At 63.4% G+C, this 16,244-nt stretch carries 20 protein-coding genes; 6 read left to right on the plus strand and 14 right to left on the minus strand.

The annotated features are described in order from the left end of the window. The first annotated feature begins 10 nt into the window (after positions 1 to 10). From soxC to Q355_RS0105565, 5 genes are read left to right on the plus strand one after another with little or no spacing between them, the layout of a single operon-like run. On the plus strand, positions 11 to 1,306 hold the full coding sequence (gene soxC / locus Q355_RS0105545) for a sulfite dehydrogenase (RefSeq protein ID WP_027876884.1): 1,296 nt from the start codon (positions 11 to 13) through the stop codon (positions 1,304 to 1,306). Beyond that, positions 1,306 to 1,869, plus strand: coding sequence for a c-type cytochrome (locus Q355_RS0105550; RefSeq protein WP_084496066.1), 564 nt, complete (start codon positions 1,306 to 1,308; stop codon positions 1,867 to 1,869). Before soxC ends, Q355_RS0105550 begins: the two co-directional genes overlap by 1 nt. Positions 1,870 to 1,878: 9 nt before the next feature. Beyond that, on the plus strand, positions 1,879 to 2,604 hold the full coding sequence (locus Q355_RS0105555; RefSeq protein ID WP_027876886.1) for a Rieske (2Fe-2S) protein: 726 nt from the start codon (positions 1,879 to 1,881) through the stop codon (positions 2,602 to 2,604). A 16-nt stretch (positions 2,605 to 2,620) separates the two neighbouring features. Continuing rightward, entirely contained in the window at positions 2,621 to 3,289 is a 669-nt protein-coding gene (locus Q355_RS0105560) for a cytochrome c biogenesis CcdA family protein (RefSeq protein ID WP_027876887.1), read from the plus strand. A gap of 12 nt (positions 3,290 to 3,301) precedes the next feature. Further along, positions 3,302 to 3,586, plus strand: a complete 285-nt coding sequence (locus Q355_RS0105565; protein WP_027876888.1) for a metal-sensitive transcriptional regulator — start codon at positions 3,302 to 3,304, stop codon at positions 3,584 to 3,586. 380 nt (positions 3,587 to 3,966) lie between these two features. Here the strand turns inward: Q355_RS0105565 and Q355_RS0105570 are convergent, their stop codons facing one another. From Q355_RS0105570 to glpX, 9 genes are all read right to left on the minus strand, one after another. After that, positions 3,967 to 4,440, minus strand: a complete 474-nt coding sequence (locus Q355_RS0105570; RefSeq protein ID WP_051529324.1) for a c-type cytochrome — start codon at positions 4,438 to 4,440, stop codon at positions 3,967 to 3,969. Between the two features lie 82 nt (positions 4,441 to 4,522). Then, entirely contained in the window at positions 4,523 to 5,008 is a 486-nt protein-coding gene (locus Q355_RS0105575) for a YqhA family protein (RefSeq protein WP_281172001.1), read from the minus strand. Further along, positions 5,005 to 5,928, minus strand: a complete 924-nt coding sequence (gene fba, locus Q355_RS0105580) for a class II fructose-1,6-bisphosphate aldolase (protein WP_027876891.1) — start codon at positions 5,926 to 5,928, stop codon at positions 5,005 to 5,007. Before fba ends, Q355_RS0105575 begins: the two co-directional genes overlap by 4 nt. After that, complete coding sequence (gene rpe, locus Q355_RS0105585) at positions 5,909 to 6,583, minus strand: ribulose-phosphate 3-epimerase (protein WP_027876892.1); 675 nt, start codon at positions 6,581 to 6,583, stop codon at positions 5,909 to 5,911. The genes fba and rpe overlap by 20 nt, the downstream gene beginning before the upstream one ends. Beyond that, positions 6,576 to 7,544: a phosphoribulokinase gene (locus Q355_RS0105590; RefSeq protein ID WP_027876893.1), complete on the minus strand. Its 969-nt coding sequence runs from the start codon at positions 7,542 to 7,544 to the stop codon at positions 6,576 to 6,578. Before Q355_RS0105590 ends, rpe begins: the two co-directional genes overlap by 8 nt. After that, complete coding sequence (cbbX, locus tag Q355_RS0105595; protein ID WP_027876894.1) at positions 7,534 to 8,445, minus strand: CbbX protein; 912 nt, start codon at positions 8,443 to 8,445, stop codon at positions 7,534 to 7,536. The genes Q355_RS0105590 and cbbX overlap by 11 nt, the downstream gene beginning before the upstream one ends. Before the next feature lie 11 nt (positions 8,446 to 8,456). After that, on the minus strand, positions 8,457 to 8,879 hold the full coding sequence (locus Q355_RS0105600) for a ribulose bisphosphate carboxylase small subunit (RefSeq protein ID WP_027876895.1): 423 nt from the start codon (positions 8,877 to 8,879) through the stop codon (positions 8,457 to 8,459). Positions 8,880 to 8,898: 19 nt separating this feature from the next. Further along, entirely contained in the window at positions 8,899 to 10,341 is a 1,443-nt protein-coding gene (locus tag Q355_RS0105605; RefSeq protein ID WP_051529325.1) for a form I ribulose bisphosphate carboxylase large subunit, read from the minus strand. 12 nt (positions 10,342 to 10,353) lie between these two features. After that, the gene (glpX, locus tag Q355_RS0105610; RefSeq protein ID WP_156941879.1) at positions 10,354 to 11,343 is read right to left on the minus strand and encodes a class II fructose-bisphosphatase; all 990 of its coding nucleotides are present in this window, start codon (positions 11,341 to 11,343) and stop codon (positions 10,354 to 10,356) included. Between the two features lie 86 nt (positions 11,344 to 11,429). On the opposite strand from glpX, the gene Q355_RS0105615 reads away from it, so the two are divergent. Next, on the plus strand, positions 11,430 to 12,323 hold the full coding sequence (locus Q355_RS0105615; RefSeq protein WP_027876898.1) for a LysR family transcriptional regulator: 894 nt from the start codon (positions 11,430 to 11,432) through the stop codon (positions 12,321 to 12,323). Between the two features lie 9 nt (positions 12,324 to 12,332). Here Q355_RS0105615 and Q355_RS15425 read toward each other — a convergent pair whose 3' ends face one another. From Q355_RS15425 to Q355_RS0105640, 5 genes are all read right to left on the minus strand, one after another. After that, positions 12,333 to 13,391 carry a hypothetical protein gene (locus Q355_RS15425; protein ID WP_051529326.1) on the minus strand — a complete coding sequence of 353 codons (1,059 nt, stop codon included), beginning with the start codon at positions 13,389 to 13,391 and terminating at the stop codon, positions 12,333 to 12,335. A 9-nt stretch (positions 13,392 to 13,400) separates the two neighbouring features. Continuing rightward, complete coding sequence (locus Q355_RS0105625; RefSeq protein ID WP_245597503.1) at positions 13,401 to 14,774, minus strand: DUF3422 family protein; 1,374 nt, start codon at positions 14,772 to 14,774, stop codon at positions 13,401 to 13,403. A 103-nt stretch (positions 14,775 to 14,877) separates the two neighbouring features. Further along, positions 14,878 to 15,162, minus strand: coding sequence for a hypothetical protein (locus Q355_RS0105630; protein ID WP_027876900.1), 285 nt, complete (start codon positions 15,160 to 15,162; stop codon positions 14,878 to 14,880). Positions 15,163 to 15,172: 10 nt separating this feature from the next. Further along, positions 15,173 to 15,460: a hypothetical protein gene (locus tag Q355_RS0105635; RefSeq protein WP_027876901.1), complete on the minus strand. Its 288-nt coding sequence runs from the start codon at positions 15,458 to 15,460 to the stop codon at positions 15,173 to 15,175. A 17-nt stretch (positions 15,461 to 15,477) separates the two neighbouring features. After that, positions 15,478 to 16,230, minus strand: coding sequence for an HAD-IA family hydrolase (locus Q355_RS0105640; protein WP_027876902.1), 753 nt, complete (start codon positions 16,228 to 16,230; stop codon positions 15,478 to 15,480). Positions 16,231 to 16,244 lie beyond the last annotated feature (14 nt).

Below are 16,244 nucleotides of genomic sequence, written 5' to 3' on the forward strand. Positions count from 1 at the left end.
AACACACCGGATGAACCGTCGTAAACTGTTGCAACTCTTGAGCAAAGGGGCGGCTGCCGGGGCTTTCGTCAAGCTCTCCGGGGGTCTGGCCCAGAGCAAAATTCCCCAGGGGGCGACCGACACCATGAAGGTGCTGGGAGCCACCCTGCGCGAGTACGGCGAGCGCAGCGAGTTCGAAAAAGACGTGATTCGCTACATCTCGCCCAACCTGCGTAGCCGGCATACCGGCGCCGACTTTTCCCCCTTGGAAAAGCTCGAGGGCATCATTACCCCCAGCTCGCTGCATTTCGAGCGGCACCACGGGGGCGTGCCCAACGTGAACCCCGCCGACTACCGGCTGGTGATTCACGGGATGGTCGAGCGGCCCTTGATGTTCAGCCTGCAAGACCTCAAGCGCCTGCCTTCGGTCACCCGCACCTACTTCATTGAGTGCGCGGGCAACGGGCAAAACGGCTACCGCAACCCCCCCGACATGACCCTGACCGCCACCCGCAGCCGGGGCCTGGTCTCGAACTCTTCCTGGACGGGGGTGCCCCTCTCGATCCTGCTGAAGGAGGCCGGCCTCAAGGAAGGCGCCCGCTGGCTGATCCCGGAGGGGCAGGATGCCGCTGCCTATACCCGCAGCCTGCCACTGGAGAAAGCCCTCGAGGACGTGCTGGTGGCCTACGCCCAGAACGGCGAGGCCATCCGGCCCGAGCAGGGCTACCCGGTGCGCCTGGTGGTGCCGGGCTGGGAGGGGAGCATCCAGGTCAAGTGGCTGCGCCGCATCCAGGTCACCGACACCCCGGTCATGAGCAAAGACGAGACCTCGGAATACACCGACGTGATGGCCGACGGCAAGATCTACGCCTTTACCTGGGTAATGGATCCAGAGTCCATCATCACCTATCCTTCGGGGTTGCAACAGATTCAGCGGGGCTTCCACGAGATCCGCGGCCTGGCCTGGAGTGGCCACGGGCGCATCCGCCGGGTGGAAATTTCGCTGGACGGGGGCAAAACCTGGAAGCAAGCCAACCTCGAGCCCGCCCCCGATGCGCTCTCGGTGGTGCGCTTCAAGTACAACTGGGTCTGGGATGGCCGCGAGACGGTCATCATGAGCCGGGCCTGGGACGAAAAAGGCAACACCCAGCCCACCCAGGAGGAGTTTTTCGCCAAGTGGGCCCGCAACAACCGCTATCACTACAACGCTATCCAGGCCTGGCGGATTGGGGCCGACGGCAAGGTGGTCAACGGCGACAAGACCCTGGCCGGAGCCCCCGCCCGGCTCGGCGCTGTGGGCCGGGGCGGCTGTGGAGGTGAGTCGTGATGCGGCGCAAGTGGTTCTATGTGGCTCTTTCGGCCCTGGCTCTTTCGGCCCTGGTGCTGGCCCAGGGGCGTTATCAGATCGGTACCCCGCTGAGCGAGCAGGAGGTGCAAGAGTGGAACATCCGCCCCTCCATTCTGGCCAACGGGGTCGGGCTGCCCCCCGGCGAGGGCACGGTGGACGAAGGGGCCAAGGTCTACGCCGTTCACTGCGCTGGCTGCCACGGCGCTACGGGCGAGGGTGGGGCCTTCACTCGGCTGGTCTCCGAGCCATTCCCCATCACCAAAGAGATAGACTCGGTGGACTTTGCCATCGGGAACTATTGGCAGTACGCCACCACCCTTTTCGACTACACCCGCCGGGCCATGCCCTTTGCCACCCCCGGCATCCTGAGCGACAGCGAAGTATATGCGGTGGTGGCCTACATCCTCTATCAGAACGGGGTTATTGACGGAAGCGAGCCCATGAACGCCCAGACCTTGCCCAAGGTGCAGATGCCGGCTCGAGCCCTGCTGGAGCTTGACCCCGCCACGCAAAAGCGCTTCCCCTGGATCAAGCTCCCTTGAGGTTAGCAAATGGATCGTCGCAACTTTCTAGATTTGTTGGCTAAGGGCGCTTCACTGGGCCTGCTGCTCAAGCTATCGCCATTGGGGATGCTCGAGTTCGTGCGGGCCCAGTCCAGCGCTACCAGCTTCCCCAAAGCCCTGCTGGTGGACAAGGCCGGCAACCCCTTCAAGCTCAGCTCCCTCAAGCCCCACGAGCCCTTTGTCTTCGCCTATCCCTTTGCGGCCACGCCCAACATCCTGGTCAACGTGGACGCCGAGCTCGCCCCGGTAGACGTGAAGATGCCCGGCGGCAAAAACTACCGCTGGCCCGGCGGGGTGGGCCCCCGCAAAAGCGTGGTGGCCTACACCAGCATCTGCCCCCACGCCTACAGCTACGCCGCGCCCAACCTGGGGGCCATGGGCTACTACAAGCCCGAGGGGAACCGGGGGCCCCGCATGGTCTGCTGCTCGCACCTATCGGCTTTCGATGTGGCCCGTGGCGGCGAGGTCAAAGGGGGACCGGCCCCCCACGCCCTGGCCGCAGTGGCCCTCGAGTACGATGCCGCCAAGGACGAAGCCTATGCGGTGGGTTTTCTGGGCAACCCCCAGTTCGACGAGTTCTTCCGGGCACAAAACCAGGCCCTGCGCGACCTCTTCCGCACCACCGCCCGGGCCCGCGAAGAGGTGGCCAAGGCCACCGTAATCCCCTACGCCGAGCACACCAAGGTGCCCACCACCTGCCCGGTGTTGGGGTAGCCCTCGAGTCCCTCCCATGACCCTGAGCCTTCCCATCGCCTTTCTGGCAGGAATCCTCTCCTTCCTGTCGCCCTGTGTGCTCCCCCTGGTGCCCACCTACCTGCTGTATCTGGGGGGGCAGCAGGGCCGCCCGGTACGCAACGCGGTCTTTTTTGTGCTGGGCTTTTCGGCCATCTTCTTGCTGCTGGGCCTGCCCTTCACCCTGCTGGGGGGCTGGCTCTTCGAGTACCGCGACCTGCTGGGGCGCATTGGGGGTGGGGTGCTCATCTTGCTGGGGCTTTACATGCTGGGCCTCAAACCCAAGTGGGGCGTGAACCTGCGCTACCAGGGCCCCACCGACCGCCCCTGGGGGGCTTTTGTACTGGGCATCGTGCTGGGACTCGGCTGGACGCCCTGCATCGGCCCCATCCTGGGGGGCATCCTGACCCTTACCGCCACCGGTGGGGGTATCCATCTGCTGGTGGCCTACATCCTGGGGCTGGCGGTACCGTTTTTGCTCGTGGCCCTCTTCGCCGAGCGGGCCAGGGGCTTCCTAAGACGCGCCGCACGGCTCTCTCACGCAGTGGAGATTACGGCGGGAGTGGTGCTGATTGCGGTGGGGATTCTCTTGCTCACCGGCACCTACACCCAGCTCAACAGCTTCTTCCTGAAAATCACCCCTGAGTGGCTACAAGAACTGCTGTGAGCGGAGGGGCCCATGAACCCTGGCAAATCCACCTTCTCCGATCCCGAGACCTTAGAGGGCATCCTCCGGCGTCTCAAGCGCATCGAGGGGCAGGTGCGGGGCCTGCAACGCATGGCCGAGGAAGGGCGACCCTTTAGCGAGTTACTCGATCAGATCAACGCAACCCGCAAAGCCATGGACTCGGTAGCCAGCGTGGTGCTGGAAGAGTACCTGAATGCCTGGGAAGCCCAGGCCGCCGCAGGCGATGCGGAAATTAGCAAGGGCCAGATCGCCACCATTCTGCGCAAAATCATTTGAGCCGACTGGTGTGAAACCCCACCTGAAGCTTTCTGTTTAGGGCAGGTCAAAACCAACCAGATGCAAGGTCAGCTCTTAGCATAGCTTCAGGTGCGGGCCCCAGCAAAAAGAACAAGCCAAAGACATTTCTCACTGGCACCAGGCGAGGGTTCCAGTTGCGCCAGGGCAGATTGGCAAAACCCGCGGAACGAGTCTATGCGTTCCTGGCGCAATTCCTAAAGCGATCTTTCGGAACAGCATCCTGCATTTCAACTATGAAGACACTCTATAAGGCAAAAGAATTTACGATGCCCCTGCCGCAGCCACAGCACGCGACAAGGCTTTGCTGTTGACGAGGAAAGCACCCAGACCCATAAGGCCTGGGTGCCCCGTTTATCGGCTTACTTGAGGCCCAGTTTGTTGCGGGCTTCGAGCACCTGGGCCGCCGTCATGGTTTTGGCGCGCTGGGCCTTAACCTCATCGGCAGTGAAGGCTTTCTGCCCAGCGGGAAGCTTGTTGCCCCACTGGGTGGAAATGTGGTTGAGCAGGGCTGCAATCTCTTCGTCCTTGAGCTGGGCGTAGGCGGGCATTACACCCTGATACTTGGCGCCCTTTATGGTGATCTGGCCCTGCAGGCCATAAAGCATTACCTGAATCAAGTACTCGCGACCACCTTTAACCGCCAGAACTTCGGGTATGTGGCCTGCCAGCGGGGGGAAGACACCGGGAATTCCGGCGCCGGTGGGCTGGTGGCAGCCCTGGCACTGGGCGTAGAGAGGACTGGTTTGGGCTGCTGCTGTCTGAGAAGCAAACACCCCCAGGCCCAGTAGCAGCACAGTCGAGGAAACAAGTAGGGAAATATTGCGCTTGATCAAGCTGTATCACCTCCAACCTATAGTATGAACCCAAAGAACTGGTTTGCAAGCCCGTTTTTGTTATCTGAAGGATAACTAAAGGTTATTTGCCCGTCTTTTCGGCCTGTACCAACCATAAGGCTGCCCCCAGCAGGGCCACTGCCCCGGCATAGAAAAGGAAGTCGAGGGCCGCTTTGGGCGAAAAGGCCTGGGCCTTCTCGAAAAACTTTACGATCAGAATCATCAGGATGACCTGTCCCAGCTTGGTCTTGAGGTCGCTAAGGCTTTTGACCACAAGCACGTTTTCGAAGCCGCCCTCGGTTCGCTTAAACCTAACCTCGGCAATAAATAGCTCGTATAGCCCTAAAGCAAAGATGATAAGTACCGAGGCCAGCAAAGCCAGATCCACTGCACCCACCATCAGGGGAAGGGCTTTTTCCAGGCTGCCCGAGCCCAGCGCCCGCCAGACCTCGAGCCCCGTCTGCACTGCAAAATAGACGGCTCCAGCCAGAAGCCCCACCACCGGTAAAAGCATCACCCAGCGGGCGTTCCAGAGCACCGTCTGAACCAGTTGTTCGAACCTATTCAAGCCCGCCCCACCGTGCCCATCAGCTCGAATTTTTCTTTGATGACCTGCTTGAGGTAGTCCCGCCCCTTGCCCAGGATTTTGCGGGGGTCGAACTCCTTGGGGTTGCCCACCACCACCTCGCGGATGCCGGCGGTGAGGGCCAGGCGCAGGTCGGTGTCGATGTTGATTTTGGCGATACCGTTGGGAATGGCTTTCCTTACGTCTTCGTCGTGGATGCCGGTGGGATCGCCCAGGTCGGCCCCGGTGGCGGCCATTTTGTCTTTGAGCCACTGCGGCACGCCAGAGGAACCATGCAGCACCAGCGGCAGGGAAACTTTGGCCGCGATCTGCTCGAGGCGAGCGTGGTCAATGTAAGGCCGTCCCTTGCCCTTGTAGGCCCCGTGAGAGGTGCCGATGGCAATGGCCAGGTAGTCGATCCCGGTGGCCTCGACAAAGCGCGCGGCTTCGTCGGGGTCGGTGAGGAAAGCGTCCTTGGCGTCAACCACGATGTTGTCCTCGATGCCCTGCAAACGCCCCAGCTCGGCCTCCACGCTGACCCCCACCGCGTGGGCTGCCTCCACACACTTTTTGGTCTCGTGTACGTTTTCTTCGAAGGGGTGGTGCGAGGCGTCAATCATCACGCTGGTAAACCCAGCCCTGAGGGCCTGCAAGACCATCTTGTAGTCGGCCCCGTGGTCGAGGTGCAGCACCACCGGAACACGCACCCGGCTAGCCATATCGCGCACCAGGTTGGAAAGATTCTCCAGCCCGGCGTATTTGCGGGCCCCATCCGAGACCTGGATGAAGACCGGGGCCTTGAGGGCCTCGGCGGTCTCGAGGATGGCCTGGGTAATCTCGAGGTTGTTAGTGTTGAAGCTGGGTACGGCGTAACCTTCGCGCCGTGCTTTGTCGAGAACGTCTTTACCTAGAGCCAGCGGCATATACTTCTCCCATCAGTTTGTCCATATTTTCGGCCACAGGCCGGTTATTAAACAAGGCGCTGCCCACCACCACCACGTCGGCTCCGGCCCGAAAAACCTCGGCCACATTCTCGGGCTTGACACCCCCATCCACCTGAATCAGACAAGTCGGGTTCAGGTGCTGGCGCAGGCCGCTAAGCCTGCGGATGCGCTCGGTGCTGGCGGCGATGTACTTCTGCCCACCAAAGCCAGGGTTCACGCTCATTAGCAGGGCCAGGTCGAGCTCGGGCAGCAGGGGCAGCAGGGCTTCTAAGGGCGTGCCGGGGTTGATGGCCAGACCGGCCTTCTTGCCCAGCTCCCTGACCTGCTGCACCGCCCGGTGAACGTGGGGGGTAGCCTCAAAGTGCACTGTAATCCAGTCGGCCCCGGCCCGGGCAAAATCGGCCAGGTAGCGCTCCGGCTCCACAATCATCAGGTGTGCATCTAAGGGCAGCTTGGTGACCTTGCGGATGGCCTCCACCACCAGCGGGCCAAAGGTCAGGTTGGGCACAAAACGCCCGTCCATCACGTCCAGGTGAATCCAGTCCACCCCCGCGGCCTCGGCCTCCCGGATTTGCTCGCCCAGGCGGGCAAAGTCGGCGGTCAGGATGGACGGGGCCACCAAGAGTTTAGGCATAGGCCAGGGCTCCTTTCTGGATGGCTTGCTCGCGCATATGTACCAGATAATACGCGATAACCAACTGGGTGAGGGCCAGCGGGTAGCTCTGCCCCCCTTTGTCCCAGAAAGTGCCGATGAGTTCTGGGTTGAAGTGTTCGGCGTGCTGGCCGAGCTGCTCCCAGATAAGCCGCTCAAATACTGCCGCGCGCTCTGGCTCCATACCCCCCGAGATATCCAGGATGTCGGCCTCTTTGCGGGCCTCGAGCCGTATGACCGAGGGCTCGTCCTCGTAGGCCGAGTGCAGCACCTCGGTCAGGTCGAGCTTGGGCAGGCTGCGCTTGAGGGTGACGCGCACCGAGAGGGTGCTGGGCTTCTCGGGGTCGTAGCCGGGGGGTCGGTAGAAGCGCACCACGATGTCGGCATACTCCTTCTGCGGCCAGATGAAACTCCGCGAGTCGGGCATCCGCCGCTCGATATCGGCCACCACCTGCTCGGGGGTGTAGCCGCGTTTGGCCACGTCGCGCTTGACCTTCCACTCCCGGCGCAGGTCTTCCTCGGGGTCGAGGTACACCTTCAGGTGGTAGCGCTCGCGCATGGGCTGAGAGAACAGGGTGAGCAGGCCCTCGAGTACCACGGCCCGGGGAATATGCCGGTTGCCCTCGGCGATGGGCCGGGGGGCCGGAATGTACAGCGGTGGGTCGAAGGTGCCGGTGGCGTGGTTGTACACCGGCTTCAAGATGGGCTCGCCCAGCGACAGCAGCCGCACGTGCTGTTCCATGATGTCCATGTAGTTGCACTCGGGGTTGAGCGGGGTGATTTTGAGCTCCGCCCGTTGCTTGCGGTCGTACTTGTGGTAGTCGTCTACGCAGATGTTAGTGGTGCGCTCCTGCCCCAGCAAGCGGGCAATACCGCTGCTGATTGTGGTCTTGCCCACCCCTGAGTCGCCTGCGATGCCCAGCATAAAGGGTCTATGGGGCATGTTCCCCTCCTTTCTCTAACTCCTGACACTCCTGGAATACCCGGCTGGCCCGGATGTCGCTCTCTTCGATGCGGCGCAGGTCATCGGTAGAAACCTGCCCTCCCCGTTCGAACAGGCGACGGGCCTGGCGCAGTTTGAAGCGGTCGATGGCGTTGCGGATGCTACGGGCATTGGCGAAGTTGGGCAGCCGCATCCGGCAGGTCACGTACTCGGAGAAAGCCTGCGTTGCAGCTTCATCCAGGTAATAGTTCTGCTCGGCAAGCATGAGTTGTCCGATGGCCACGAGTTCGTCGTGGGAATAGTCGGGAAACTGGATGTGGTGGGCAATGCGCGAACGCATGCCGGGGTTCAAACTGAAGAACTGCTCCATCTTGTCGGCGTAGCCTGCCAGCACCACCACCAGGTCTTCGCGCTGGTTTTCCATCACCTGCAGCAGGATTTCGATGGTTTCCTGGCCGTAGTCACGTTCGTTCTCCGAACGGTACAGGCTATAGGCCTCGTCAATGAACAGCACCCCACCCATGGCCCGCTTTAGCACTTCCTTGGTTTTGGGTGCGGTATGGCCGATGTACTGGCCCACCAGGTCGTCGCGGCTGGCCACCACCAGGTGGTCGCGCCGGATGTAGCCCAGGCGGTTCAGGATGGTGGCCATGCGCATGGCGACGGTGGTCTTGCCGGTACCGGGGTTGCCGGTAAAGGCCATGTGCAGCACCGGGCGCGAACCCCCCAGGCCCAGCTCGCGCCGCAGCTTGTCCACCACCAGGTAGGCTGCAATCTCACGGATGCGCCCTTTGACCGGCGCCAGGCCAATCAGTTCCCGGTCGAGCCGCTCCAACACCTCGGGCACCCCGGTTTCCTGGAGCAGGGTCTTAAGGTCGGCGCCGCGCTGGGTCTCGGTCATGGTAGGCCTCGCTAGTAGCGTTCGCCGGCAGGTTTATCGGTGGCGTAGGGCTCGAGGCCGTACTTCTGCACCCGCCCGTCCGACCACAGGGTGCGCTTCAGGCGGAAGCCGGGGTCGTCCTGGGTGGGCCGGTGGGCGATAAAGCTCACCCGCTGGGCCTGCCACATGGGGCTGGGGTCAAAGCCGTTGATCTTGATGTAGTGATTGGGAAAGGCCTCGCGGCACTTCCTGAACTCGAGCATGGCCCCAGCCGCATCCTTGAGGTCGAACATGGGCAGGCCCCACATCAGCCAGTAGGTGTTGTAGGGATGGGGGTCGTCGGTGTACTCGATGGAGACCGACCAGCCGTTGCGCAGGATGTAATCAATTTGCCGTTCGATCTGCTCGTCGGTCAGGTCGGGCAGGAAGGAAAAAGTTCCCTGGTGGATACGCATAAAGCCTCCTTATCTGGTGTTAGATAGATGGGGTGGGCAGTACATCGGCGGTGTCGGTGGAGGTGTAGTCGAAGGTAACGTCCTTCCACAGCTCGAGGGCCGCCGCCAGGGCCGGGGAATTCTTGGCGGCCTCGCGCAAAATCTGCGGGCCTTCGCGCAGGTAGTCGCGGCCCTCGTTGCGGGCCATCACCATGGCTTCCAAAGCCACCCGGTTGGCCGTGGCCCCGGCTGCAATGCCCATGGGGTGGCCGATGGTGCCCCCACCAAACTGCAAGACCACATCGTCGCCAAACAGATCCAAAAGCTGGTGCATCTGGCCGGCGTGAATACCTCCGGAGGCCACCGGCATCACCGCCGGCAGGTAGCCCCAGTCCTGCTCGAAGAAAATGCCTTTGACCGGGTCGGGCTTGACGTGCTGCAGCCGCAGGACGTCGTAGTAGCCGCGGGTCAGGTTGGGGTCGCCCTCGAGCTTCCCCACCGCCGTGCCGGCGTGGATGTGATCCACCCCCAGCATCCGCATCCACTTGGCTAGCACCCTGAAGTTGATACCGTGCGACTTCTGGCGGGTGAAGGTGGCGTGCGATGCCCGGTGCAGGTGCAGAATCATGCCGTTCTTATGGCACCACTTGGAAACCGACTGAAGCGCGGTGTAGCCCATGGTCAGGTCTACCATCACAATGACCGAGCCGATCTCTTTGGCGTACTCGAGGCGCTCGTAGACCTGCTCCATGTCGGCCGCGGTCACGTTCATGTAGTGGCCCTTGCGCTCACCGCTCATCTGCTCGGCCCGCATCACCGCTTCCTGGGCGTAGTTGAAGCGGTCGCGCCAGCGCATGAAGGGCTGGGAGTTGATGTTCTCGTCGTCCTTGGTGAAGTCGAGCCCGCCCACCAGGGCCTCGTAGACCACCCGGCCGTAGTTGCGGCCCGACAGGCCCAGCTTGGGCTTGACGGTAGCCCCCAGGATAGGGCGGCCATACTTGTTCAGGAGGTCGCGCTCCACCGGGATGCCATGGGGGGCGCCCAGGAAGGTCTTGAGGTAGGCCACCGGCACCCGCAGGTCTTCCAAGCGCAGGGCCTTGAGGGCCTTGAAGCCGAACACGTTGCCGATGATGGAGGAGGTCATGTTGGCGATGGAACCTTCCTCGAACAGGGCCAGGTCGTAGGCAATCCAGGCAAAGTACTGCTCGGGGTTGCCCGGTACCGGCTCCACCCGGTAGGCCTTGGCCTGGTAGCGCTCGAGGGTGGTCAGCCGGTCGGTCCAGACCACCGTCCAGGTCGCCGTGCTCGACTCCCCGGCCACCGCTGCTGCCGCCTCTTCGGGCTCCACGCCGGGCTGGGGGGTGATGCGGAAAAGAGCCAGGGTATCGGTCTCCTTGGGCTCGTAATCGGGTTGCCAGTAGCCCATCTCGCGGTACTCCACCACCCCGCCTTTTTTGTACTTGGCTTCTTTGTCTTTAATCACCCTAAACCTCCTTTAGTACAGCTCTCCACTAATCGCCCGTAGTTTTTCCAGGCGGTGGTACGACTCGATGTAGCGCAAGGTGCCGGTGTGGCCGCGGATCACCAGGCTGTGGGTGATGGCGTGTTGGTCGCGGTAGCGCACCCCACGCAAAAACTGCCCATCGGTGATGCCGGTGGCCGCAAAGTGGGTGTCCTCGGCCGGGCAGAGCTCCTCGAGGGTGTAAACCCGCTGGGAGCTGTATTCACTGTTGACCAGGGCCCAGCGCTCCTCTTCGCTCTGGGGGTCGAGCCGCATCTGCATGCCCCCACCCAGGGCCTTTACCGCCACCGCTGCTATGACTCCTTCTGGCGTGCCGCCGGTGCCCATCAACACATCTACTCCGGTATCGGGCAACACCGCCGCCAAGGCCCCGGCCACGTCGCCATCGGTGTGCAGGCTGACCCTTGCCCCGGCGTAGCGAATCTGGTCAATAAGCCGGGCATGGCGGGGTTTGTCCAGCACAAACACCGTGAGTTCGCGCACCCGCTTGCCCAGGGCTTTGGCTATTGAGCGCAGGTTCTCTTCCGGGCTAGACGCCAGGTTGATCGCCTCGCGGGCCTCTGGCCCCACCACCAGCTTGGCTGCGTAAAAACCAGGGCCGGGATTGAACAGCCCGCCCTTTTCAGCGGCTGCAATCACACTTATAGCCCCAGACCGCCCGTGGGCTACCAACCGGGTGCCTTCGATGGGATCCACAGCCAGCTCGGTATCGGGGCCTTCGCCGGTGCCCAGCTCTTCCCCGTTGTAGAGCATGGGGGCCTTGTCCTTTTCGCCCTCACCGATGACCACCTTTGCCCGCATGGGAATCGTGCCCAGCAACAGGCGCATGGCATCTACTGCGGCCTGATCGCCATCGTTCTTGTTGCCCAGCCCTACCCAGCGGGCCGCAGCCAGGGCGGCGGCCTCGGTGCTGCGCAACAGATCAAGGGAGAGGTTGCGCGTAGGGCGTTCTATGGAAATCACGTTGCACCTCCTTTGGTAGACCCCAGGGTAGGCATTTGTGACAAATAGTGCAAGTTTGCATTTTGATTATTTGATAATATCTACTTATGATTGAACGACGCCCCTTCCCCAACCCCCAGGCCTTGCGGGTGTTTTTGTGTGTGGTGCAGGAGGGCAGCGTGGGCCGCGCCGCCCTGAGCCTGGGCATGACCCAGCCGGGGGTGAGCCAGCACCTGCGGGCCTTAGAGCAGCAGGTGGGCCGTCCGCTGTTTCATCGGCAGGGCCGTCGGCTGGTGCTCAGTAAGACCGGGCAGGACTTGCTGCCCGAGGCCCGGCGGGCCGTTCAGGCCCTGGAGGAGTTTGTGCAGGCCGCCCAGGCCCTGCATCGCCTCGAGCGCGGTCGGGTAGAGTTGGGGGCCTCGACCACCATGGCGGTGTATGTACTGCCTCGCTACCTGACCGAGTTCAAGCGGCTCTACCCCGATATCCGCATCAAGTTGGAGAGCGGCAGCTCGGAGCGGCTGACCCAGCGGCTTTTACAAGGGGAGATCGAGCTGGCGGTGGTGGAGGCAGTGGAGCACCTCGAGGGCTTCGAGCGGCAGCTTTTCTACGAGGACGAGCTGGTGGTCATCGTACCCCCCGAGCACCCCTGGGCCAAAAAGGAAGAGGTGGCCCCCGAGCTTTTGGCCGAAGTGCCCCTCATTGTGCGGGAACCGGGGGCCATGACCTTCCGGGTGTTGGGGTCGGCTTTGGAGCAGGCCGGCCTCGAGGTCAACCCGGTCTTTTACACCGACAACCACGAGGTCACCAAGCGGCTGGTGCTCGAGGGGGCCGGGGTGGGCATCGTCTCGAACGTGGTGGTGCGGCCCAACGTCAAGGTGGGCAACCTGCGGGCCTTGCGCATCAAGGGCATGGAGCTACGGCGGCTTTTCTGGCTGTTTTATCCCCGCGAGGCAGGCAACCCCGCCGCCGAGGCGCTAAGAAACATGCTGGTTTCCTGAGGACTGGCGCTAGCGGCTTTTTTCCGGGCAGGCCTCGAGCCGGCCCTCAAAAGGCACGGGCGGGGGCAAGGGCTGCCAGACCGAGCGCACCTGCTCCATTCGCCAATTTAGGGGCATGGGCCTCAGAACAAGGGGCTCCTTGCGGTACTGTAGCCGCAGGCCCGGTGCGCTGCCGCGGGTAATCCAGCCCTGGCCCTCGGGGCTGTAGCCGTAGCTGAAGCCCACCGCACGGGGCCCCTGGGGCTCCAAAAAACGTAGCGAACCCAGCCCCGGCCCCAAGGCCAACGCCCGCCCAGGCTCCATCCACAAACCGCGCCGCTCACCCTCTACCTCGGCCTCGCCCACTAGCACCCGACCCCTGGGATAGTCGCGCCACATGCGAAAATAGTCGAACCCCGGCCTGCGCCATAGCTCGGCTAAAGCAGTATCCGGCCAGAGCAAAAACCCCTCCGAATCGCCCGCTTGTTCGGCCCGTCCCACCGCCAGCCCAGCCCCCACATAGCGCAGATAGTCGTTGCCCGGAAGGTTGCTGCGCCAGGCCTGCTTTGGCCTTCCCTCTAGGTCGAGCTGCATCCAAAAAGCATCGAACCCACCCGGCCCCGTCGTTCGCCCCACCACCCATAGACCCTTTGCGCTGCGAAAACTGCTGTAAGCGTAAGCATCGCCCGCTGCGGGATATACCCAGCTTCTTTGGTCTGCTAACCGCAGCACCCAGACATCCCAGTCGGGCCTGCGCAACCCGCCCACGGCGTATACCCCATCGGTAGACCAGAGCAAGCCCTTACCCATGCGGTAGGCGGCCCTGGGCTGCCCCTGCCCATCCAGCCCCACCACCAGGCCCGCCTCACCGCTAAAACCCACCGCCACCCAGCCGTCGGGGCTTTTGGCCAGGCCGTACAACCCTTCGTCGCTATCGGCCAAGCCCAGGGTGTAGGCACCCTTCGGTGTCACGACCAGGGCCTCCAGCCGACGCCCCTCCACCCAGGCCCGCCCCACCCATAGGCCATCCACCCCCGCAAACAACGCGCTGTTGTACAGCGTGGCCAGCACCAGACAGGCCGCCAGCATAACCCGTGGCTACTCCGGCCGCTGGGGCGGGCGGGGCTGAGACTCATGCTGCGAAGCCAGAAGCCGGCGGTGAATCTGACGGGTGAGCCACCAGACCCCGAGCATCACCGGCGGAATGGCCAGCCCCACCGCCAACTCGGGCGAGATGGGCAGGCCGGCTTCTTTGCCCGCTTTGAAGAGGTAGTACAGAAGGCCCACCACATAGTAGGAGATGGCCGCAATGGAGAGGCCCTCCACGGTGCGCTGGAGCTGGTACTGCATTTCCTGGCCGCGCTTGAGCTTGTGCAGTAGCTCCTGGTTCTGGGTCTCGAGGGCAATGTCTACGCGGGTACGCAACAGGGCCCCGGCCCGCTCGATGCGCTGGGAGAGGGCGGCCAGGCGCTGGGCGGTAGATTCCACCGTGGCCATGGCCGGGCTGAAGCGGCGCTGCAAAAACTCGCCGATGGTCTGGGTGCCAGGGATGGGGGCCTCGCGCAGCTCGGCCAGGCGGGCCTTAACCAGGGCGTGGTAGGCCGCGGTGGCGCTGAAGCGGTAGCCGTGCTCGGCCATGGCGTGCTCCACCCGGGCGGCCAGGGCCTCGAGCTCGTCCAGCAGCCGGGCATCGGCCTGGTTGGTATCGCGGATGCGGGCGGTAATCTGGGCCAGGGCTTGCTCCGACTCCAGCAGCATGGGCCGTAAACTTCGGGCCACCGGAAACCCCAACAGGGCCATCATGCGGTAGGCCTCCATCTCCAAAAGCCGGGCGGCAATGCGGCCCGCCCGGGTCTCGCTGGTTCCGGGAGGCGCCACCACCACCATGCGCTCAAAGCCGCTTTGCCGCAGGCGAAAATCGGTCACAGCGCAGCTATGCCCATTCCGGCCCATCACCGAGGCCACCACGCTATGGGCCCCCAGCCAGGGGCGGGCGATGTTCAGGGCCTCCTCTACCGGCCCGTGCAGCAGAATGAGCTTGACCGCCGAAAGGGTGCGGCCGGGGATACTGCGCAGCCAGCTCACGTCCACGGCCAGGTGGCCCAGGAGGTCGGCCTCGGGGCTGGCCTCGAGCGCCGGCAGAGCCTGCACCAGGGTATAGGTGCTGAACTCGGTGTGCCGCTCCCAGCGCAGCGAACCCTCTGGCAGCCGCAGCCGCAGGTAGGTACCTGCAAGCTGGTCGAGCTCGAGCTCCCCCAGGCCCGAGAGCCGTCGCAGGTGCTCGAGCTCGGCCTCGCGGGAAACCCCCTCGTGCCGCACCGCCACCTGCACCACCAGGGCCGGCAGACGGATGCGCGGGGTGGGCCGGGCATGCAGCTCGTTGTGAAGCTGAAGGCGCAGGGGGTCATCGGGCGGTAGCACGCCCGCTTCACGGTAAGATTCAACGCTCGAGTGCACCATGCCTGCTCCCATTATGGCTCAACATCGGCCTCACCTAGCCCATGTTCCCCTGACCGCCGCCTTTCGTTCTCTTGTTCGGATGAGACGCCAAGGGCCACGGCTATACAAAGCCGCGCTAGTCCAGGTCGTTTTGGTAGCTTTCGTAGCCGTTTTCCTCGAGCCAGCGCTTGGCCTCGTAGGGAGGGCGGAAGGCGCCGGAGTCTTGCGTTGGGCCTTCCAGCCAGTGGGGCCTGGCCCCAGATGGGGGTTCTTGGTTCCAGTAGAAGAAATAAAGCCCCCAGTAGCCATGCTCGTCTTTGAGCACCAGAAGCTCGCCAAAGCCATCCATCCTCTGCCCGATGGCCTGGCTGCGGGCTGCCTGGTAGGACAACTCATCGTACTCGCGGGCGGTTGACGACATCCCAAACCTCCTACTTGCTCTCGTTGATGAAAAGGTTATAGCCGTTTTGCTCGAGCCAGTGGGCCATCTGGTAGGGAGGCAAAAAGCCTTTGGGGTCGGCCTGGGGACCTTCCACCCAGTCCGGGGGGTACGAGGGCTGGGGCGCGCACAGACCCAGCACCCCGAACAGGTAGTAAAGCCCGTAGTAACCACCAGTGCCCTCCAGCACCAGCCCCTCACCATAGCCATCTACCAGCACCTGAAGGGCTTTGGGCTCGGCCTCGGCATAGGGTAGGCGACGGAAGACCTCAGACGTCATAAAGCCCCCACATACCGTCAGTAGGCCCTCAAGGTCATTTGATGCCAGGCACGCAGCACCTCCAGCGTGACCACCCCCAGGCAGCTTCGCGGCCCCTCGCGCACCTGGGCCGGCAGTTCCGGCTCGCCCAGATGATCCAGCACCGCCAAGGCCCCCTCAAAGCGCTGGGTGCGGGTGTAGTGGCTGTAGGTGATCAGCACCGGCAGGCCCGCTTGCTGGGCCGCGATCAGGCCGTTGTGGGAGTCCTCGATGGCTAAGGCTTCCTGGGGCTTCAGTTTCATCTGCCGCAGCGCCTCTATGTACACATCGGGGGCGGGTTTTTTCCTCTCAACCATGTCGCCCGCTACGATGCACTCAAACCAGCCCGGTACCTCTGGCCCGGCTTGCTCGAGCAGCACCTGCACATTCTCCAGCGAGGTGGTGGTGGCAATCCCCAGCCGCACCCCCTGTTCGCGGGCCTCGCGCCACAGGCGCAGCACCCCCGGACGAAAGGGCACCTCGCCCGCCTGCACGATCTGGTTGTATAGCTCGGTTTTGCGGCGGTGCAGCCGGGCGATGTCGGCCTCCAGCAGCTTGGGGCACTCGAGGCAGTGGTAGAGGTAGTAGGCGATGCGCTCCTTGCCGCCGGCGACCCACAGCAGCCGCTCGTACAGCTCCCGATCCCACTCGATCTCGAGGCCAGCCTCGGCAAAGGCCCGGTTGAAGGCCAGCCGGTGGCCCTCCTCGGTCTCGGCAATCACCCCGTCTACATCGAAAATCAGTGCTTGCATGCTTCACCCATACG

This window comes from Meiothermus cerbereus DSM 11376 (genome assembly GCF_000620065.1).
Classification (GTDB): Bacteria; Deinococcota; Deinococci; order Deinococcales; family Thermaceae; genus Meiothermus; species Meiothermus cerbereus.